The organism is Allobosea sp. GW822-FHT05A11 (genome assembly GCF_058800455.1).
Window position 1 is genome coordinate 316,589 of sequence record NZ_JBXAMI010000002.1, and the last position, 18,826, is coordinate 335,414.

The 18,826-nt window shown below is 67.7% G+C and carries 16 protein-coding genes; 9 read left to right on the top strand and 7 right to left on the bottom strand.

Going from position 1 to position 18,826, the window contains the following annotated elements; translation table 11 throughout:
- The first annotated feature begins 1 nt into the window (after window position 1).
- From AC1RLU_RS06895 to AC1RLU_RS06915, 5 genes are all read left to right on the top strand, one after another.
- Window positions 2-637 (top strand): amino acid ABC transporter permease, encoded by a 636-nt coding sequence (locus AC1RLU_RS06895; protein ID WP_047579000.1) that lies wholly within the window; start codon window positions 2-4, stop codon window positions 635-637.
- 12 nt (window positions 638-649) lie between these two features.
- A complete protein-coding gene (locus AC1RLU_RS06900) occupies window positions 650-1,462 on the top strand; it encodes an amino acid ABC transporter ATP-binding protein (RefSeq protein WP_492794640.1) in 813 nt (270 codons plus the stop codon).
- A gap of 7 nt (window positions 1,463-1,469) precedes the next feature.
- Window positions 1,470-1,958 carry a RidA family protein gene (locus AC1RLU_RS06905; RefSeq protein WP_142115426.1) on the top strand — a complete coding sequence of 163 codons (489 nt, stop codon included), beginning with the start codon at window positions 1,470-1,472 and terminating at the stop codon, window positions 1,956-1,958.
- A 59-nt stretch (window positions 1,959-2,017) separates the two neighbouring features.
- Window positions 2,018-3,217, top strand: coding sequence for an aminotransferase class V-fold PLP-dependent enzyme (locus tag AC1RLU_RS06910; protein WP_492794641.1), 1,200 nt, complete (start codon window positions 2,018-2,020; stop codon window positions 3,215-3,217).
- 214 nt (window positions 3,218-3,431) lie between these two features.
- Window positions 3,432-4,274, top strand: a complete 843-nt coding sequence (locus tag AC1RLU_RS06915; RefSeq protein ID WP_492794642.1) for an IclR family transcriptional regulator — start codon at window positions 3,432-3,434, stop codon at window positions 4,272-4,274.
- A gap of 41 nt (window positions 4,275-4,315) precedes the next feature.
- Here the strand turns inward: AC1RLU_RS06915 and AC1RLU_RS06920 are convergent, their stop codons facing one another.
- On the bottom strand, window positions 4,316-5,626 hold the full coding sequence (locus tag AC1RLU_RS06920) for an amidase family protein (RefSeq protein ID WP_492794643.1): 1,311 nt from the start codon (window positions 5,624-5,626) through the stop codon (window positions 4,316-4,318).
- A gap of 299 nt (window positions 5,627-5,925) precedes the next feature.
- Between AC1RLU_RS06920 and AC1RLU_RS06925 the strand changes: the two genes are divergently transcribed.
- From AC1RLU_RS06925 to AC1RLU_RS06935, 3 genes are all read left to right on the top strand, one after another.
- Entirely contained in the window at window positions 5,926-7,386 is a 1,461-nt protein-coding gene (locus AC1RLU_RS06925) for an NAD-dependent succinate-semialdehyde dehydrogenase (protein WP_492794644.1), read from the top strand.
- Window positions 7,387-7,400: 14 nt separating this feature from the next.
- Window positions 7,401-8,171: a DeoR/GlpR family DNA-binding transcription regulator gene (locus AC1RLU_RS06930; protein WP_492794645.1), complete on the top strand. Its 771-nt coding sequence runs from the start codon at window positions 7,401-7,403 to the stop codon at window positions 8,169-8,171.
- A gap of 74 nt (window positions 8,172-8,245) precedes the next feature.
- Window positions 8,246-10,663, top strand: a complete 2,418-nt coding sequence (locus AC1RLU_RS06935) for a GcvT family protein (RefSeq protein WP_492794646.1) — start codon at window positions 8,246-8,248, stop codon at window positions 10,661-10,663.
- 28 nt (window positions 10,664-10,691) lie between these two features.
- Here AC1RLU_RS06935 and AC1RLU_RS06940 read toward each other — a convergent pair whose 3' ends face one another.
- Complete coding sequence (locus tag AC1RLU_RS06940) at window positions 10,692-11,702, bottom strand: NAD(P)-dependent oxidoreductase (protein ID WP_492794647.1); 1,011 nt, start codon at window positions 11,700-11,702, stop codon at window positions 10,692-10,694.
- Between the two features lie 10 nt (window positions 11,703-11,712).
- Window positions 11,713-13,074, bottom strand: coding sequence for a (R)-1-hydroxy-2-aminoethylphosphonate ammonia-lyase (gene pbfA / locus AC1RLU_RS06945; protein WP_492794648.1), 1,362 nt, complete (start codon window positions 13,072-13,074; stop codon window positions 11,713-11,715).
- Between the two features lie 142 nt (window positions 13,075-13,216).
- On the opposite strand from pbfA, the gene AC1RLU_RS06950 reads away from it, so the two are divergent.
- A complete protein-coding gene (locus tag AC1RLU_RS06950; RefSeq protein WP_492794649.1) occupies window positions 13,217-14,086 on the top strand; it encodes a LysR substrate-binding domain-containing protein in 870 nt (289 codons plus the stop codon).
- 5 nt (window positions 14,087-14,091) lie between these two features.
- Here the strand turns inward: AC1RLU_RS06950 and AC1RLU_RS06955 are convergent, their stop codons facing one another.
- From AC1RLU_RS06955 to AC1RLU_RS06970, 4 genes are all read right to left on the bottom strand, one after another.
- Entirely contained in the window at window positions 14,092-14,823 is a 732-nt protein-coding gene (locus tag AC1RLU_RS06955) for a metallophosphoesterase family protein (protein ID WP_492794650.1), read from the bottom strand.
- Window positions 14,824-14,833: 10 nt separating this feature from the next.
- Window positions 14,834-16,549 carry a putative 2-aminoethylphosphonate ABC transporter permease subunit gene (locus AC1RLU_RS06960; RefSeq protein WP_492794651.1) on the bottom strand — a complete coding sequence of 572 codons (1,716 nt, stop codon included), beginning with the start codon at window positions 16,547-16,549 and terminating at the stop codon, window positions 14,834-14,836.
- Window positions 16,546-17,637: a putative 2-aminoethylphosphonate ABC transporter ATP-binding protein gene (locus AC1RLU_RS06965; RefSeq protein WP_492794652.1), complete on the bottom strand. Its 1,092-nt coding sequence runs from the start codon at window positions 17,635-17,637 to the stop codon at window positions 16,546-16,548. The genes AC1RLU_RS06960 and AC1RLU_RS06965 overlap by 4 nt, the downstream gene beginning before the upstream one ends.
- Before the next feature lie 120 nt (window positions 17,638-17,757).
- Complete coding sequence (locus AC1RLU_RS06970; RefSeq protein WP_492794653.1) at window positions 17,758-18,777, bottom strand: putative 2-aminoethylphosphonate ABC transporter substrate-binding protein; 1,020 nt, start codon at window positions 18,775-18,777, stop codon at window positions 17,758-17,760.
- Window positions 18,778-18,826: the final 49 nt, after the last annotated feature.

Genomic DNA, 18,826 nt, shown 5'->3' on the forward strand with positions numbered 1-18,826 from the left:
CATGGCGACGCTGATCCAGACCCTGCCCTTCCTCGTCGACGGCCTGCTGACGACCCTGCTGGTCTCGGCCTGCGTGATCGTGCTGTCGCTGATCGTCGGTTTGCCGCTCGGCTGCGTGCTCGCCTTCGGGCCGCTCTGGGCGCGGGCGCCGATCCGGCTCTATGCCGATTTCGTGCGCGGCGTGCCGATCCTCGTCCTGCTCTATTTCGTCTATTACGGCCTGCCGGCGATCAAGGTGAACCTGCCGAGCCTGCTTGCCGCGATCGTGGCGCTGACGGCGTTCAAATCGGCGCAGATCATCGAGATCACGCGCGGCTCCTTCCAGTCGATCCCGACCGGCCAGACCGAAGCCGCCAAGGCGATCGGGCTCACGCTGTTCGACCGCTTCACGCATGTGCTGGCGCCGCAGGCCGTGCGCCGTTTCCTGCCGCCCTTCGTCAACAGCGTCGTCGACACCGTGAAGGGCTCCTCCTTGGTCTCGCTGCTCGGCATCGTCGACCTGATGCTTTCGCTGCAGCAGGTGATCGGACGCACCCATGTGGCGCTGCCGCTCTATCTCATCGGTGCGCTGATGTATTTCGCCATCAACTTCCCGCTTTCGGCGCTCAGCCGCCGGCTCGAGAAGCGCTTCGTCTGAAAGGAGGCATCCATGGCCGAGACGGATGCCCGTGCTTTCGCCACAAAACCGGTGATCGCGATCGAGGGCCTGACCAAGTCCTTCGGCGCCAATCAGGTGCTGAAGGGCGTCGATCTCACCGTCGGCAAGGGCGAGGTCGTCGCGATCATCGGCCCCTCCGGCAGCGGTAAGACCACGCTGCTGCGCTGCATCAACTTCCTCGAGGAGTATGATGGCGGCTCGATCCGGATCGACGGGACCGAGGTCGGCTATCGCGACGGCGCGGGCGCTCGCAAGCGCCGCAGCGATCGGGAGCTTGCGGCGATCCGCGTCGACGCGGCGATGGTGTTCCAGCAGTTCAACCTGTTCCCGCATCTCACCGCCGCGCAGAACATCATGCTCGGACTGATGAAGTCGCGCGGACGCCCCAAGGCGGAGGCGCGCGCCATCGCCGAGAAATGGCTCGCCCGCGTCGGACTGGCGGCCAAGGTCGATGCCCTGCCCTCGCAGATGTCCGGCGGCCAGCAACAGCGCGTCGGCATCGCGCGGGCCGTGGCGATGGAGCCGAAGGTGCTGCTGCTCGACGAGATCACCTCCGCGCTCGATCCGGAACTCGTCGGCGAGGTTCTGGCCGTGGTGCAGGAGCTCGCCTCCGAGGGCCGCACCATGATCCTCGTCACGCATGAGATGGCCTTCGCGCAGGAGGTGGCGGACCGCGTCGTCTTCACCGACCAGGGCCGGATCGTCATCGACGCGCCGCCCGCGCAGGTTTTCGGCGAACAGCCGCATGAGCGGTTGCGCTCCTTCCTGTCGCGCTTCGCCGGCTTCCGCCCCAACCCGGCGTGAGGAAACCATGAGCGCCGCCCTGTCCACCTTGCCCGACACGGCGCCCTACCGGCGCCTGGGGGAGCTCGGCCTCACGCTACCCGACCTGCCGCGGCCGATCGGCAATTTCGCGACCCATATCCGCGAAGGCGACCTGATCTATCTCTCCGGCCAGGGGCCGACGCATGAAGACGGCCGGCTCCATACCGGCAAGGTCGGCCGCGACGTCAGCGTCGCCCAGGCCTATGACCATGCCCGGCTGACCGGCCTCAACCTGCTCGCCGTGCTGCATGGTGCGCTCGGAGACCTCGGCCGCGTCCGGCGTATCGTCAAGCTGCTCGGCATGGTCAATGCCGAGCCGGATTTCGGCGATCACCCGGCCGTCATCAACGGCTGTTCCGACCTCTTCGTCGCCGTCTTCGGCGAAGCCGGCCGGCACGCCCGCTCGGCTGTCGGCTTCGGCTCGCTGCCACGCCAGATCACCGTCGAGATCGAGGCGATCGTCGCCGTGTCCTAGAGCATCGAGCCGATGCTCTAACCGGGGCAGCAGCCCCGCCCGCCTTTCAGGAGAAACCGATGACTGCCCCCGATATCCGCCCTTCCCTCGGCCTGCGCCCCGTCATCAATGTCTCGGGTACGATGACTGCGCTCGGCGCCTCGATCGTCGTGCCGGAAGCGGTCGCGGCGATGACAGCGATCCTGCCGCAATTCGTCGAGATCGACGATCTCCAGCGCAAGGCCAGCGCCGTCATCGCGCGGCTCTGCGGCAGCGAGGCCGGCTTCGTCACCGCCTCCTGCTCGGCCGGGATCACGCTGGCGATCGCCGGTGCGATGACGGGCGACGACCTCTACGCCGTCGAGCAACTGCCGGATGCCAGCGGCCTCCAGGACGAGGTCGTGATCATGATGGGCCATATGGTCGGCTATGGCGCGCCGGTCGAACAGGCGATCCGGCTTGCGGGCGCGACGCCGATCGTCGTCGGACAGGCCACCAGCGCCCGCGCCTACCAGCTCGCCGGCGCGATCTCGGAACACACGGCGGCCGCGCTCTACGTCGTCTCGCACCATACGGTCCAGTACGGGCTGCTGCCGCTCGACGAGTTCGCGGCGATCTGCCACGAGCGCGGCGTGCCGGTCATCGTCGACGCGGCCTCCGAATACGACCTGCGTGGCTTCCTCGCGGCCGGCGCCGACATCGTGCTCTATTCCTCGCACAAGTTCCTGGGCGGACCGACCGGCGGCATCGTCGCCGGCCGCAAGGCACTGGTCCGTGCCGCCTTCATCCAGAATGGCGGCATCGGCCGCGGCATGAAGGTCGGCAAGGAAAGCGTGCTCGGCACGATGGCGGCGCTTGAGGCCTGGGAGAAGCGCGACCATGCCGGCATCAGGGCGCGCGAGCAGCGCGCGCTCGACCTCTGGCTCTCCCGTTTCACCGAGCGGCCCGGCGTGACGGCCGTCATCGAGCCCGATCCGACCAACAATCCGCTCGACCGGATGAAGCTCTCCGTCGATCCCGAGCAGGCGCATATCACCGCCTGGGACCTCGCCGACGCGCTGGCGCGCGGCACGCCGCCGGTCATCGTCAGGGATCACGAGGTCGAGCACGGCCATTTCTTCCTCGATCCCTGCAATCTGCATCCGGATGAGGAAGAGATCGTCGCCGCGCGCATCGTCACCGAACTGGAGACCGCGCGGCGCAGCAACACGATCATCGCAAGCCCGCTGATCGAGCGCCGCAACCGGCGCGCCGCCTCGCTGGCGAAATGGCCGGACTAGAGTATCGGACTGAATATCGTATTCAGTCCGATACTCTAGCTCTTTGATCTTGCATCGGCTTTGCCCAAAAACCGGATGCCACTTTTCGGGCCGATGCTATAGCGACCGGCGTTGACGAAACGGGCGGCAAAGCGGAGAGGTTCGCGGCCCCGACGGAAACCACTGCGGGTCACCGCCGTTTGAGTCGATACGCGGCAGGGATGAAAGCCCGGACATGACCAAAGCCACGACGACGGAAGCCAGCGGAGACGAGCCGGAGCGCGCGCCGCAGCGACGCTCGCGCGTCAGCGGCATCGACCGCGCCGTGCAGATCCTCGACCACCTCCAGCAGGAGGGCCGGGCCCAGACGGCCTATGAGGTCGCCCGCGCGATCGGCGCGCCGCTTTCGACCGTCTATGCCATCGTCGAGGATCTGCTCGACAAGAGCCTGCTGGCGCGCTCCGGCGATGGCGGCGTCTGGCTCGGTCCCCGGCTCTACCATTACGGCCTCGCCTATGCCCGTGACCTCCAGGTCATCAATGTCGCGACGCATGAGATGCATGTGCTGGCGCGCGAAGTCGGCGAGACCGTGCAGATCTGCGGCCGTGACGGCGGCATGATGGTGGTCGAGGCGATGGCCGAGGGTCCCGGACATTTCGTCATCACCTCGCGCGTCGGCACGCGCGTGCCGCTGAACTGGACCGCGTCCGGCCGGTTGCTGGTCGCCGGGCTGGACGATGCCGAGCGGGCCGCGCTCTTCCGCAGAAGCGCCAAGGCGTCGCCGACCGGGCGCGCCGTCACCGATCCCGCCACCCTGCTCGCACAGGCGCGCGACGCGCTCGCGGCGGGCGTGTCGATTCAGGCCGGCGAGTCCGACTACGCGGTCGCCTGCATCGCGGCGCCGGTGCTGGACGAGGCCGGCGCCTGCCCGATCACCGTCTCGATCGTCCTGCCCGAATTCCGCGTCAACGAGGAGCATGCGAATTTTGTCGAAGCCGTGAAGGCTGCGGCCCGGCGCATCGAGGACAAGCTCGGCTGGCGCGTCGGCCCCTTCGCCAACGGGCGCAGATACGGCTAGACCGCCACGCCTCCAGGCGAGCGCGAACCGACCGATTCCGCTCACACGCGGGCGAGCGCGGCCTCGGCACTTGCAGCCATCGCCAGCAACGGGCGATCCGCGCCGCGCCGGCCGATCAGCATCATCCCGACCGGGAGAGCGCCGGCCGGGACCGGCAGGGGCAGCGAGAGCGACGGCGTGTCGAGCAGGTTGCCGACGCGGGGATTGCGCAGGGCCAGGCCGTTGGCATGGTGGAAGCCGGCATCGTCGGCGACCGAGGCAAGGAGCGGCGCCCGGATCGGGGTCGTCGGCACGAGATAGACAGTATCCTCGGTCATCGCCGCTGCGAAAGCCGCGACAGCTGCCGCGCGCCGGCGCTGCATGCGGACATAGTCGACACCGAGGAGGCCGGCGCCGGCCTCGATGCGCACGCGGGTCTTGGGATCGACCTCGTCGAGGCCGTCGACGCCGAGATCGCGCAGGGTCGCGCCGAGCTCGATCGACGGGAAGCCACCGATCTTGTCGAGCGCGGCCAAGGCATCGAGGCTCGGATCGAGCGAGCCGTCCTCGACGCTCAGGCCGGCGCGCCGCAACCGGTCCAGCCCCGCCTCGAACGCCTCGGTGACCTCGGCCTCCATCGCATCGAACAGGCGCCCACGTGCGACCACGAAGCGGGCCTGCGGCCGCGGCGCCAGCGGCGATGGCGCCTGCCCTGCCAGAACGGCATCGGTCATGGCGCAATCGACGACGGATCGGGCGATCGGGCCGACCGTGTCGAGCGTGCTCGAAAGGGAGAAGGCGCCGGTCGTCGGAACGCGGCCGGAGGTCGGCTTGAAGCCGACCGCACCGGTCAGGGCCGCCGGAATGCGGATCGAGCCGCCGGTGTCGCTGCCGATCGCGATCTCGGCCATGCCGTCGACCACCGAGACGACGGCGCCCGAGGACGAGCCGCCAGGCGCACGGCTGCGATCATGCGGATTGCCCGCGACCGGGTCATGGGCGTTGGTGCCGAGCGCCGAGAAGGCAAATTCGGTCATCTGCGTCTTGCCGACGATGACGGCGCCGGCGGCGCGCAGACGCTGGACGATCGGCGCGTCGGCCGCGGCCGGCGGCTGGCGGCGCAGGACGGCGGCGCCGGCACGCGTCGTCTCGCCGGCGACGTCGAACAGGTCCTTGATCGAGACGATCCGGCCGTCCAGCGGCCCCAACGGCTTTCCGGCCGCGATCCGAACATCGGACGCCTCGGCCTCGCGCCGTGCGGAGGCTTCATAGAGCGTCGTGAAGACCTTCCCGCCTTCGAGCTTGGGATCGCGAATCCGGCCGAGCGCCTGGTCGAGGCGCTCGGTGGCGGACGGACGGAGGCTTTCGGTCATCGGAACACCTTTCTCGAGCAACGAACCGGCGCAGGTGGAAAGCGGCGGGAATCGTGGCGAGCCTATCCATTGCAGGCGCGGCGTAAATGGCCTTCGACGCTTGGGGTGCAGTGCACGGCCGCCGCAGCGGCATGGACCACCGCGCCCCTATCGCAGCGGGCTTCGAGCCGCTGCGTGTTCACATGGCGACGGCCGCACAGTAGAACGGATGCGTGACGCCATTCTCGTATCGCCTTGTCGCCATTGTGCGCCATGACGGCATGAGGCAGCGACTCCCCGCATTTCTGAAAGGCTGAATCATGTCCCAGTGGAGCGATTTCAAGCGCGACGCGATCTTCGTCGGCGGGCGCTGGCTGGACAAGGCGTCGGGTGGAACAATCGACGTGACCGATCCGGCGACGGGTAAGATGCTCGGCTCGGTGCCCTCGGCTGGTGTCGAGGAGACGCGCGCCGCGATCGAAGCCGCGCATGCCGCCTTCCCGGCCTGGGCTGCCAAGACCGCGCAGGAGCGCGCCGTGCTGCTGCGCAAGCTCGCCGACGAGATCATGAAGCACCAGGACGCGCTGGCCGAGCTTCTCACCCGCGAGCAGGGCAAGCCGCTGGCCGAGGCGAAGGGCGAGGTCGGCATGAGCGCGGCCTATGTGCTGTGGTTCGCCGAGGAGGCAAGGCGCGTCTATGGCGACGTCATCCCCTCGCCCTGGGCTGACCGGCGCATCATCGTGACCAAGCAGCCGCTTGGCGTGGTCGGCGCGATCACGCCCTGGAACTTCCCCTCCTCGATGCTGGCCCGCAAGATCGGCCCGGCGCTGGCGGCGGGCTGCACCGTCGTCGCCAAGCCGGCGTCGCAGACGCCCTATTCGGCACTGGCCTGGGGCATCCTCGCCGAGAAGGCCGGCATCCCGGCCGGCGTCGTCAATGTCGTGACGGGTGATGCCCGCACCGTCGGCGGCGAGCTCACCGGCAATCCGCTGGTGCGCAAGATCACCTTCACCGGCTCGACCCCGGTCGGCAAGGTGCTGCTGAAGCAGGCAGCCGAGACGGTCAAGAAGGTCTCGATGGAGCTCGGCGGCAACGCGCCCTTCATCGTCTTCGACGACGCCGATCTCGACCGGGCGGTCGAAGGCGCCATCGCCGCGAAATTCCGCAATTCCGGGCAGACCTGCGTCTGCACCAACCGCTTCTACGCGCAGGCCGGCATCTACGACGCCTTCGTCGAGAAGCTGACCGCGGCGGTCAAGAAGCTCAAGCTCGGCTCCGGGCTTGAGACCGGCGTGACGCAAGGGCCGCTGATCGACGACAAGGCGATCGCCAAGGTCGAGGAGATGGTCGCCGACGCCAAAGCCAAGGGCGGCGCCGTCGCGACCGGCGGCAAGCGCTCGGAGCTGGGCCTGAGCTTCTACGAGCCGACCGTCATCGCAGGCGCGACCAGCGCCATGCAGTTCGCGCGCGAGGAGATCTTCGGGCCGGTCGCGCCGGTGTTCCGCTTCGAGACCGAGGAGGAGGCGCTGCGCCTCGCCAACGACACCGAATACGGGCTCGCCTGCTATTTCTACACCCGCGATCTCGGCCGCACCTTCCGGGTCTCGGAGGCGCTGCAATACGGCATCGTCGGGGTGAACGAGGGGCTGGTGACCACCGAGGTCGCGCCCTTCGGCGGCGTCAAGGAATCCGGGCTCGGCTCGGAAGGCTCGAAATACGGCCTGCAGGACTATCTCGACGTGAAATACACCTGCATCGGCGGGATCGGGGCCACGGCCTAGCTGGCTCCGCTGCCATGACACGCGACATCGCAGCGCGACGGCACAACGCCATCCTGGCGAAGCTCGACGAGACGGGCTCCGTCACGGTGGAGGAACTGGCGCAGGCGCTCGACGTCTCGCGCGAGACGGTGAGGCGCGATCTCAAGGCCCTGTCGGCGGGCAGCCTGCTCGCGATCGTCCATGGCGGCGCGATCCGCAACGAGCGCTCGGAAGCCTCCTTCGCCAGCCGCCGCACCGTGAACCGCGCCGGTAAGGAGGCGATAGCCGATCTCGCGGTCTCGCTGATCGGCGACGGCATGACCATCCTGCTCGATTCCGGCACGACGACCGAGGCCTTGGCCCGCGCCTTGGCCCGGTCCGACCGCAAGCGCCTGATCGTGCATACGACCTCGCTGGAGAATGCCCGGCTCGTCAGCCGGCTGGCCGGCGCCCGCGTCTTCCTGATCGGCGGCGAGTTCGATCGCAACGAGGATGCGGCCACCGGCCCGGAGACGCTCAGGGCAATCGCACGGCTTTCCGCCGATTTCGCCTTCGTCAGCGTCGGCGGCGTCGATCCGAACGGGCACCTCACCGATTACACCCGCGCCGGCGCCGCGACCCGCACCGCCCTGCTGAACGCGGCCGAGCAGGGTTTCCTGATGGCGGACAGCGGCAAGTTCGGGCTCGTCCTGCCAAGCCGCATCGTTGGCGACAGGCCTTGCGCGGGGCTGCTGGTCGACCAGGCACCGCCCGCGCCGCTCGCCACGAAACTGGCGGAACAGGGGGTTCGCGTCCTCGCTTCCTGATATGACTGTTTTTGTGGTTTTTTGTTGTTTTCTGAATTTGCCTCGCTAAGCTGCCTTCCATCGCGGAGGCGCTCATGTCCATTCCCACCCAATCCCGTGTCGTCATCATCGGCGGCGGTATCATCGGCTGCTCGGTCGCCTATCACCTGACCAAGCTCGGCTGGCGCGACGTGCTGCTCCTGGAACAGGGACGGCTCTCCTCCGGCACGACCTGGCATGCGGCCGGCCTCGTCGGACAATTGCGCAGCCAGTCCAGCATGACGCGATTGATCCGCTATTCGACGGAACTCTACGCCTCGCTGGAGAACGAGACCGGGCTCGCCACCGGCTGGAAGCGCTGCGGCTCGGTCTCTGTCGCCCGCACTGAGGAGCGCATGACGCAACTGCGCCGGACGATCTCGGCAGCACGCGCGCAGGGCGTCGAGATCGAGGAGCTGAGCCCGCAGGAAGCTGGCGATAAATGGCCGGTGATGCGCACCGACGATCTCGTCGGCGGCGTCTGGCTGCCCGGCGACGGCAAGGCCAACCCCTCCGACATCACGCAGGCGCTGGCGCGCGGCGCCCGCAGCGGCGGCGCGACCGTGCGCGAAGGCATCCGCGTCACCGGCATCGAGACCGAGAAGGGCCGGGTCAAGGCGGTCCAGACCGATCAGGGCCGGGTCGAATGCGAGGTGCTGGTCATCTGCGCGGGACAGTGGTCGCGCACGATCGGCCAGATGTGCGATGTCTCGGTGCCGCTGCATTCGGCCGAACACATGTACATCGTCACCGGCAAGATCGCGGGCGTCTCGCCCGATCTGCCGGTGATGCGCGATCCCGACGGCTACATCTACTTCAAGGAGGAGGTCGGCGGGCTCGTCATGGGTGGCTTCGAGCCGGATGCAAAGCCCTGGGGCATGGATGGCATCCCCTATCCGTTCGAATTCCAGCTCCTGCCCGACGACTGGGACCAGTTCGGCATCCTGATGGAGAATGCGCTCCAGCGTGTGCCGGCGCTGGAAACCGCCGAGATCAAGACTTTCCTCAACGGCCCCGAGAGCTTCACGCCGGACAACAACTTCCTGCTCGGCGAGGCGCCGGAGGTGGCGGGCGTCTATGTCGGTGCCGGCTTCAACTCGATGGGCATCGCGTCGGCCGGCGGCGCCGGCCGGGCGCTGGCCGAATGGATCATCGAGGGCGAGGCGACCAGCGACCTCTGGCCGGTCGATATCCGCCGCTTCGCCGATTTCAACAACAACCCGGCCTGGCTGAAGGATCGGATCAAGGAGACGCTCGGGCTGCATTACGCCATGCCCTGGCCGAACCGCGAGCTCGACACCGCCCGCCCCTTCCGTCGCTCGCCGCTCTATGACCGGCTCGCGGCCAAGGGCGCCGTCTTCGGCTCGAAGATGGGCTGGGAGCGCGCGAACTACTTTGCCCGCAGCGAGGCGGAGCGCACGATCGGCTATTCCTTCGGCCCGCAGAACTGGTTCGAGACGGTCGCGGCCGAACACCGCGCCTGCCGCGAAGCGGTGGGGCTGGTCGACATGTCGAGCTTCGCCAAGTTCCTGCTGCAGGGGCCGCAGGCCGAGGCCGCCTTGCAGCGCCTCGCCGCCAATGATGTCGCGGTGCCGGTCGGCACCTCCGTCTATACGGCGCTGCTCAACGACCGCGGCACCTTCGAGAGCGATCTCACCGCCGCCCGCATCGCGCCCGACAGCTATCTCCTGCTGACGGGTACGGCGCAGGCGACGCGCGACGCGCATTGGATCAGGCGGCAGCTCCCTGAAGGCGTGACGCTGACGGACGTCACCTCGTCCTATGCCGTGCTCTCGCTCGCCGGGCCGAAGGTCCCCGAAATCCTCAGCCGTCTTTCGCCGACCTCCTTCGACCTCGCCGATTTCCCAGCCAACGCAATCCGCAAGATCACGATCGGCTATGCCACGACCTGGGCCTGCCGCCGCTCCTATCTCGGCGACGGCTTCGAGCTCTATGCGCCCGTCGAGTTCACTGCCGCGATCTATGACGCGCTGCACGAGGCCGGCGCCGATCTCGGGCTGGTCGATGTCGGCTACTACGCCGTCGACTCGCTGCGCATCGAGAAGGGTTTTCGCGCCTGGGGTCGCGAATTGACGCCGGACGTCAACCCCTACGAGACCGGCCTCGGCTTCGCGGTGAAGCTCGGCAAGGGCGATTTCCTCGGTCGGGAGGCGCTCGTCGCCGCCAAGGCGGCGTCGCGCACGAAACGGCTGATCGCTCTTGTCGGGCCACGCCCGAACGGGCAAATGGCCTGGGGCGGCGAAGCGATCCTGGCGGATGGCAAGCCGGTCGGCGAGATCACCTCGGCCGCTTTCGGCGCGAGCCTCGACGGCATCGTGGCTCTGGGCTGGGCCTCAAGCGACCAGCCGATCGACCAGGCCTGGCTCGAGGCACGGAGCTGGGCGATCGACCTCGCCGGCACCACCGTTCCGGTCAGCGCGAGCCTCGCGGCGCCACTCGACCGCAAGAGGTGAGCAGCGCCCTGATGCTCGCCTGATCCGCTCAGACGAAAGCGACATTCCGCGTTTGTGCGCGCAGACGCGGATCGTAGGAGCGGATTTCGACCAGCCTGCCGTCGAGGATTTCGAAGCAGCGGGCCAGCGTGTCGTCCGAAAGCCGCCGCATCGCCTCGGCCGTGAAGAAGGTCAGGTGCGGGAACAGGATGACGTCGTCACGGCCGAACAAAGGGCTGAGCGGATGGCCCTGCCGGGCGAGCGGCTCCTGGCTGTAGACGTCGAGCCCGACACCGCCGAGCTTCCCCGCCAGCACCGCCTCGACCAGCGCCGCCTCGTCGATCAGCGCGCCGCGCGAGACATTGACGAGGATGGCTCCGGGCTTGAGGCAGGCGAGCTCGGCCCGGCCGATGATGTGGCGGGTCGCGTCGTTCAGGACGCTGTGGAGCGAGACCAGATCGCATTGCCGGAGCATCGCGTGGAGGTCGTCGACCTTCTCGATCCCGGCCGCCGCCATGGTCGCGGCATCGACATGCGGATCGCAACCGAGAACGCGCGCCCGGAACCCCTGCCCCGCCATCCGCGCCATGCTGCGGCCGATCTTGCCGGTACCGACCAAGCCCAGCGTCGCCCCGGTGATGTCGCGGCCGAGCCAGCGCGCAGCCGGCCAAATCCAGCCCTCGCTTTGCACGGCTTGGCCGATCTCCGGCAGGCGCTTGGCCAGCGCGATCATCAGGGCGAAGGCGCCCTCCGCGACCGTCTCCTCGGCGTATTCGGGCACGTTGACGACGGGGATACCGCGCGCGATCGCGGCGGGGATGTCGATCGCGTCGATGCCGACGCCGTATTTGACGATGCCCTTGAGCCTGGGCGCCGCCGCGATCACCCGCGCGGTGACCGGCGTGTAGCACATCAACAGCAGGTCGGCGTCGGCGACCTCCCGCATCAGCGCCTCCTCCGAAATCCCGTCGGGGAGCGTGACGAGGTCGATACCGCGGGCGCGAAGCCCGGCATCGATCTCCGGGCATTCCAGTTCCCGGTCGGTGCGGACAGCCTTCATCACCGCTTCCTCAGCCCGCCAGGATCGCCTGCTCGACAATGCCGAGCGCGCGTTCGAGATCGGCCCGCGCGATCACCATCGGCGGCGACAGGGTCAGTACATTGCCCTGGCTGATCTTGAAGCTCAGGCCCGCTTCGAGGCAGCGGTAATAGACGCGCTCAGCCAAGGCGTTGTCCGGCGTCCAGGCATCGCGATCCACGACGAGTTCGACCCCGAAGAGCAAGCCGCGCCCGCGTACATCGCCGACGGCCGGGCAGCTCGCGCCGAAATGGCGCAGACGCTCCATCGCATAGGCGCCGAGCTCGGCGGCGCGCTCGGTCAGTCCCTCCTCGCGGATGATGTTGATCGTCGTCAGCGCCGCGCGGGTCGTGACCGGGTTCTTCTCGTGGGTGTAGTGGCCGATCGCGTAGCCACCGGCGACATCGAGATCGCGCCGCGCGATCACCGCGGCGATCGGCAGGATGCCGCCCCCTAGCGCCTTCCCGAGCACGACCATGTCGGGCTGCACCTCGTCATGCTCATGGGCGAAGAAGCGCCCGGTCTTGCCGAGCCCGGTCGGGATCTCGTCGAAGATCAGCAACGTGCCGTGCCGGTCGCAGGCCTCGCGCACGCTTTTCCAGAAGCCCGGCGCCGGCGGATAGGGCGTCGCCCGCATCGGCTCGGCGACGACGGCGGCGACATCCCCTTCCCGCGCCAGCACATAGGAGATCATGCGGGCGCAGGCGCGCGCCGAGTCCTCCAGATTGTCATGGCCATAGGCGCAATTGCGGGTGCCCCAGGGCGCGACATGCTCGGCACCCGGCAGCAGCGGCCCGGCGATGCCGGAGCGGAAGGTCGCCTCGCCGCCGACGCTGGAGGCGCCGAAGCCGGCACCATGGAAGGCATCCCAGAAGGACAGAGTCTTGAAGCGGCCGGTCGCGGCGCGGGCGAGCCTGAGCGCCACCTCGATCGCGTCCGAACCGCCGGTGGTGAAGAGCACCTTGCCGAGATCGCCTGGCGCGAGGCGCGTAAGCGTCTCGGCCAGTTCGACGGCCGGCTCACAGGTGAAGCGGCGCGGCGCGAAGCAGAGCTCGTCGATTTGCGCCTTGATCGCCTCTTTCAGGCGCGGGTGACCATAGCCGATATGGTGGACGCTGTTGCCATGGAAATCCATGTAGCGGCGCCCCATCGTATCCTCGATCCAGATGCCTTCTGCCTTGGCGATGGCGGTGAGGCACGGGCTCGACAGGCTCTGGTGCAGAAAGGCGGCGGAATCGCGCGCGAGCAATTCGCGCGTTCCCGCATCGCCGATCCCGGCCGACCAGTCGCTGCGCGCCGCGGAGGTATTGGATTCGCCTTCGGTATGGACGATGGCAGCGGTTTCGGCGCGCATGGGAGAGCCTCGGTTCGCGCCAATTGGGCGCTGTCGAGGCTCAGAATGCCTGCACCATATCAATCTGAAAAATCGTTATTTTATATCCAGGTATAAATTTCAGCGATATCTTCGCGCGTCGATTTTCGAGGCTTCGCCCACCATGCGTCATGTCCAGCTCCGCGCCTTTCATCAGGTCGCGCTATCCGGCGGCTTCTCGAAGGCGGCGCTGGCGCTCAACCTCACACAGCCGGCGATCTCCGATCAGGTCCGCAAGCTGGAAGAGGAATACGACGTCGCGCTGTTCAGCCGCCGCCACCGCCAGATCGTCCTGACGCCGGCCGGCCAGAGACTGCTCACCGTCACGCATCGCCTGTTCGGGGCCGAGGGAGAAGCGCTGGAGCTTCTGCAGGAAGAGCGCTCGCTGCGGACCGGCGCGCTCAGGATCGTCGCCGATTCCGTGCATCATGTGCTCGACGTGCTCACCGCCTTCCGCGAGCGCCATCCCGGCATCCAGGTCTCGATCGCGCAGGGCAATACCGGGAGCATCGTCGAGACGCTGATCGGCTACGATGCCGAGATCGGCGTGCTCGGCGAACTTGCCGACGAGCGGCCCTTCGAAGTGCTGCCGCTCAATGTCTCGCCGATCATCGCCTTCGCGGCGAAGGGCCATCCGGCGGCGATGCGTCCAGCGCTTTCATTGCAAGAACTGACGAGCTGGCCATTGGTCATGCGCGAGCGCGGATCGCGCACGCGGCAATTGCTGGAGCAGCGGGCGGCGGAACAAAGCCTCGCGCTGAGCTACGCGGTCGAGGCCGAGGGGCGCGAGGCGGTGCGTGCCATCGTGGCGGCGGGCGGCGGCATCGGCTTCGTCTCGGCTGCCGAGTTCGGCGAGGACGATCCGCGGCTCGTCCGCATCCCGCTCGGCGGGCCGCCGCTCCTGATGCACGAGAAGCTGATCTGCTTGCACGAGCGCCGCAACAGCAAGATCATCCAGGCCTTCTTCGCGCTGGCGCGGTCGATGCGTGCGTGACGACGTTAGGGGAGCGCCCTTCCCGTCCGCAGAGCGTGCGCCCAATCCGTTCGCCCGCTCTCCTCGGCACGCCGGGCCGAGCGCTCCCAGTCATAGGCGACGAGGTGATGCTCGATTGTGATCTCCGTCCCGAGCGTGACGACGGCGAAGCGAGCGTGCGGCATGCCGCTCTCGGACACATGGGGCGGCTTGGCGTCGCGATAGGCCGGATTGCCGACACTACCGGGATTGAGGACCACCGCACCGGAGCTCAACCGCGCCGCACGCGTCTGATGGCTGTGCCCGCAGAGCATCAGGGGCGCCGTCCGCCCGGCGAGGCGCTGTTCGATCGTCGGGATCGGAGACGGCACGAGATATCCGTTCTGGACCTCCTCCATCAGATAGGTCGAGTCGTTGCCGGGACAGGCGTGGAAGCAGAGCGCGCCTTCCACCGTGATCTCGACAGGCAGGCCGGCGAGCCAGGCACGGGCCTCCGGATCGAGCGCCTGCCAGGCGTAGCTGTCCGAGGTGCCGAGTTCGTCGAGCGAGGCCGCGCCCATCGCCCGGTCGTGATTGCCCCGGACATGGCTCATCACGCGTGACCGCAGCAGCGCGACGGTCTCGACCGGCCAGAGCGGGCTTGAAGCGCAATCGCCGAGATTGACGATGCGATCCGGCGCGAGCGCATCGAGTTTGGCCAGTACCGCTTCGAGCGCGGGCAGGTTGCCATGGATGTCGGCGATCACGCCCAGACGCATACCCGACATCCTAACGCTGGCGCCATTGCTGCAGGCGGCCGAAGACCAGATTGTCGAGGCCGACATGAGCAAGCTTCACGGCGATGGCGGTGGCCATGATGACGCTCGCCATGCCCGCGGCGGAGGCCATGGCGCCCGCCTCGTCCATATGCACGATCGCGATCGAGGCTAGCTTGGTGTCGGCCCCATAGAGGAAGATCACCGCCGAGACCGTCGTCAGGGCGTTGACGAAGACATAGACCGCGATGTCGAGGATCGCCGGCAGGCAGATCGGCGCGGTCACGCGGCGGAAGGTCGACCAGAACGGCACCTTGAGCGAGGCGGAGACCGACTCGAACTCGCCGTCAAGCTGCTTCAGGCTGGTCAGCGCCGTGATATGCCCGACCGTGTAGAAATGCGCGACGGTGTTGATCACCAGGATCGCCAGCGCCCCATAGAGGAAGCCGAGCGGGTTCCAGCCGGCATTGTAGAAGAAGACATAGCCGAGGCCGAGCACGAGGCCGGGCACCGCCATCGGCAGCATCGCCAGGAACTGGGCGAATGCGCGCAGACGCGGGAACAGCTTCACCTTCTCGATCAGGTAGGCGCCGGTGAAGATCAGTGCCGTGCCGATCACCGCCGTCAGCGAAGCCAGCAGCAGCGAGTTGCGATACGGCCCCCAACCGTCGGGCTCGACGGCCGAGAAGTCGTAATTGCCCAGCGTCAGCGACAGGTTATAGGGCCAGTATTTGACGAAGGAACCCCAGAAGGCGATCGCATAGGGGCCGACGATGGCGAGCGCGACCAGGCTGACGAAGCCGAGCAACCCGAGATCGCGGCGCCGCTCCGGCTTGGGGACATAAGGCACGGCTCGAGCCGAGAGCATGGCGCTCTGGCGCCTCTGCACGACGCGGTCGACGAAGAAGGCGAGCACGGCCGGTACCAGCAGGATGATGCCGACGACGGCGCCCATCGGGAAATTCTGCTGGCCGACCACCTGCCGGTAGGCGTCGGTCGCCAGCACGCTGAACTGCCCGCCGATCACCTTGGGAATGCCGAAATCGGTGATGACCAGCGTGAAGACGACGAAGGTCGCGCTGATCACGCCGTAGCGCGCACCCGGCAGGGTGATCGTGTGGAAGATGCGCCAGCGCGAGGTGCCCATCGCGTCCGCCGCCTCGCGCAAACGGCCGTCGGAGAGCGCCAGCGCCGTGACGAGGATCAGCATCGCATGCGGGAAGCAGTAGAGCACCTCGGCCGCAATGATGCCGACGGGGCCGTAGAGCGAGGCGCCCATCATCCAGGATTTCAGGATGCCCTGATTGCCGAAGAGATAGATCAGCGCCAGGCCCGACAGCAGCGAAGGCGCGAAGACCGGGACCATCGCGGCGGCGTAGAAGGCGCCCTTGGCCGGGATGCAGCTGCGGCGCAAGGCATAGGCGTAAAGGAAGGCGAGCGGCACCACGATCGCGGTCGTCACGCCGGCGACGAGCAGGCTGTTCAGCAGCGAATAGAACAGCGAGGGTGTCGTCGCATAGCTGACGAAATTGGCGAGGCCGACGAACTTGCCGTCCGTGTTCTCCAGGCTCTTGGAGAGCAGCGCCCAGAGCGGCAGGGCGATGATCAACACCAGCACGGCGCAGAGGGCCAGAATGAGCGCTCCGGCGACATGACGCTCGCTGATCCGCAGCGGCGAGATTTTCACAGGTGCATCGGTCATCGTCAGGGGCGGCGCAAGATCGCTCATCGTCCGTCGCCTGCAAAGACGTGCAGGGCCTCGGGCGGAAAGGCGACGGTGCGCACCTGCCCCGGCACGATCCCGAGATCGCGCATCGCGTTGGACGAGAAGTCGGCGGCGATCCGGGTCGCGCGCGATCCCGTCGGCTCAAGATGCGCCCGGCAATAGGAGCCGAGGAAGGCAAGGTCCCCGATCGTCGCCTCGAAGCGGTTCGGCGTCTCCGCGCCGATGCCGCGGGTGCGGACCTCCTCCGGCCGCATCGCCAGACGCACCGGCGTGCCCGCGGCGAAGGGCGCGGCATTGGCGACGACGAGGTCGAGCTCGTCGACGCGGACCTTGCCCGGCCCGGTCACGATCGCGTCCATGAAAGTCATGTGCCCGACGAAATCGGCGACGAAGGGCGTCGCGGGGCGACGGTAGATCTCCTCGGGCGAGCCGACCTGCTCGACGGCGCCATCCCGCATCACGACGATGCGGTCGGCCATGGCGAGCGCCTCCTCCTGGTCATGCGTCACCATGATCGTGGTCACACCCAGTCGCTGCTGCAGCGAGCGCATCTCGCCGCGCAAGCGCTCCCGGACCTTGGCGTCGAGCGCCGAGAGCGGCTCGTCGAGCAGGAGCAATTCCGGCGCGGTGGCAAGCGCACGGGCCAGCGCCACGCGCTGCTGCTGGCCGCCCGAAAGCTGGACCGGATATTTCCTGCCCTGCTCCGGCAAGCCGACGAGCGTCAGGAGTTCATTGACGCGCTTGGCGATCTCATCGCGGGAACGGCGCCGGTTGACCAGCCCGTAGCCGACATTGTCGCTGACGGTGAGATTGGGAAAGAGCGCATAGGACTGGAAGACGATACCGAAATCGCGCTCGGACGGGCTGGCGCGCGAGACGTCGCGCCCGCCCATATGGATGGTGCCGCTATCCTGCAGGTCGAGACCGGCGACCGCCCGCAGCAAGGTGGTCTTGCCGCAGCCGGACGGGCCGAGGAAGCAGACGAATTCGCCGCGATGGATATCGAGATCGATATGGTGAAGCGCCCGGAACGCGCCGAAATTCTTGGCGAGATTGCGGACCGAGAGGAACGGGGTCGTGGTGGTGGACATCGGGCCGGCCTTCATCTGAACGGGCAGAGAACCGTCCCGCGGACAACGGCGGGACTTCTCTAGACGTCTTGCACAGACCATGCCGCCGGCCGCCCAAGCGGCCGGCGGCATGGCAAAGACTCAGTTCTTCGGCGCCGCCTTGGACTCGTAGCGCTTCGACCATTCGGCGAGCACGCGGTCGCGGTTATCGGCCATCCAGCCGAGATCGTTCTTGATCATGCCGGCTTCGGCATTGGCGGGATAGTTGGCCGGCTTGGTGCCGACGCCCGGCGCGGCGACGATCGCGTAGGTCTTCGAATAGAGCTCGTTGGCGTCCTTGGTCGTCGACCAGTCGGCGATCTTCTTGGCAAGCGCGAGGTTCTTGGAACCCTTGACGATGGCACTGGCCTCCATCTCCCAGCCCACGCCCTCCTTCGGGATCACGACCTCGATCGGTGCGCCCTTGCTCTTCTCGGAGGCGCCGCGCATGTCGAGCGCGAGCCCGATCGTGCGCTCGCCGCGCGCCGCCTGGACGCAGGGCGCCGAGCCGGAATGCAGGTAGGCGCCGATATTCTCGTGCAGCCCGTCCATGAACTTCCAGCCCTCGGCCTCGCCCATGCTCTGCAGCCAGCCGGCGACCATCAGATAGCCGGTGCCCGACGAAGCCGGGTGCGGCATCACGATCTTGCCCTTGAAGGCCGGGTTGAGCAGGTCCTTCCAGGAGCTCGGGACGGGCACGCCCTTGGCCTCGGCGGTATTGTAGCAGACGACGCCGAGATAGGCGTCCATGCCGGTCCAGGTGTAGGGCTCCTTGCCGTCGCGGAAGACCGGTTTCAGCGCATCGGCTCCGGCGGGCTTGTAGGTTTCGAGCAGGTTCGCCTTCTCGAACATCAGCAGGCTCGAGGCGGCCAGGCCCATCACCATGTCGGCGCGGGGATTGTCCTTCTCGGCCAGGAATCGGGCGGTGATGACGCCGGTGGAGTCACGGACCCAGACGACCTCCACCTCGGGCACGGCCTTCTCGATCGAGGCCTTGAAGGGCGCGAGCTGATCGTTCTCAAGGGCCGTGTAGACGGTCACCTTGGTCTTCTGTGCGTGAGCCATGCCGGGAAGCGCGAGCGCGATAGCCCCGATGACGCAGGAAGCAAGCCAGTTCTTCATATTCTCATCCCCTGTTTTTCGATTGGTTTGAACGCTCTTGCGACGTTTT

Bases quoted from the DNA above. Each gene is read 5' to 3' on its own strand.
- AC1RLU_RS06895 (WP_047579000.1), top strand. From the start codon at position 2: ATGGCGACGCTGATCCAGACCCTGCCCTTCCTCGTCGACGGCCTGCTG.
- AC1RLU_RS06900 (WP_492794640.1), top strand. From the start codon at position 650: ATGGCCGAGACGGATGCCCGTGCTTTCGCCACAAAACCGGTGATCGCG.
- AC1RLU_RS06905 (WP_142115426.1), top strand. From the start codon at position 1,470: ATGAGCGCCGCCCTGTCCACCTTGCCCGACACGGCGCCCTACCGGCGC.
- AC1RLU_RS06910 (WP_492794641.1), top strand. From the start codon at position 2,018: ATGACTGCCCCCGATATCCGCCCTTCCCTCGGCCTGCGCCCCGTCATC.
- AC1RLU_RS06915 (WP_492794642.1), top strand. From the start codon at position 3,432: ATGACCAAAGCCACGACGACGGAAGCCAGCGGAGACGAGCCGGAGCGC.
- AC1RLU_RS06920 (WP_492794643.1), bottom strand. From the start codon at position 5,626: ATGACCGAAAGCCTCCGTCCGTCCGCCACCGAGCGCCTCGACCAGGCG.
- AC1RLU_RS06925 (WP_492794644.1), top strand. From the start codon at position 5,926: ATGTCCCAGTGGAGCGATTTCAAGCGCGACGCGATCTTCGTCGGCGGG.
- AC1RLU_RS06930 (WP_492794645.1), top strand. From the start codon at position 7,401: ATGACACGCGACATCGCAGCGCGACGGCACAACGCCATCCTGGCGAAG.
- AC1RLU_RS06935 (WP_492794646.1), top strand. From the start codon at position 8,246: ATGTCCATTCCCACCCAATCCCGTGTCGTCATCATCGGCGGCGGTATC.
- AC1RLU_RS06940 (WP_492794647.1), bottom strand. From the start codon at position 11,702: ATGAAGGCTGTCCGCACCGACCGGGAACTGGAATGCCCGGAGATCGAT.
- pbfA (WP_492794648.1), bottom strand. From the start codon at position 13,074: ATGCGCGCCGAAACCGCTGCCATCGTCCATACCGAAGGCGAATCCAAT.
- AC1RLU_RS06950 (WP_492794649.1), top strand. From the start codon at position 13,217: ATGCGTCATGTCCAGCTCCGCGCCTTTCATCAGGTCGCGCTATCCGGC.
- AC1RLU_RS06955 (WP_492794650.1), bottom strand. From the start codon at position 14,823: ATGCGTCTGGGCGTGATCGCCGACATCCATGGCAACCTGCCCGCGCTC.
- AC1RLU_RS06960 (WP_492794651.1), bottom strand. From the start codon at position 16,549: ATGAGCGATCTTGCGCCGCCCCTGACGATGACCGATGCACCTGTGAAA.
- AC1RLU_RS06965 (WP_492794652.1), bottom strand. From the start codon at position 17,637: ATGTCCACCACCACGACCCCGTTCCTCTCGGTCCGCAATCTCGCCAAG.
- AC1RLU_RS06970 (WP_492794653.1), bottom strand. From the start codon at position 18,777: ATGAAGAACTGGCTTGCTTCCTGCGTCATCGGGGCTATCGCGCTCGCG.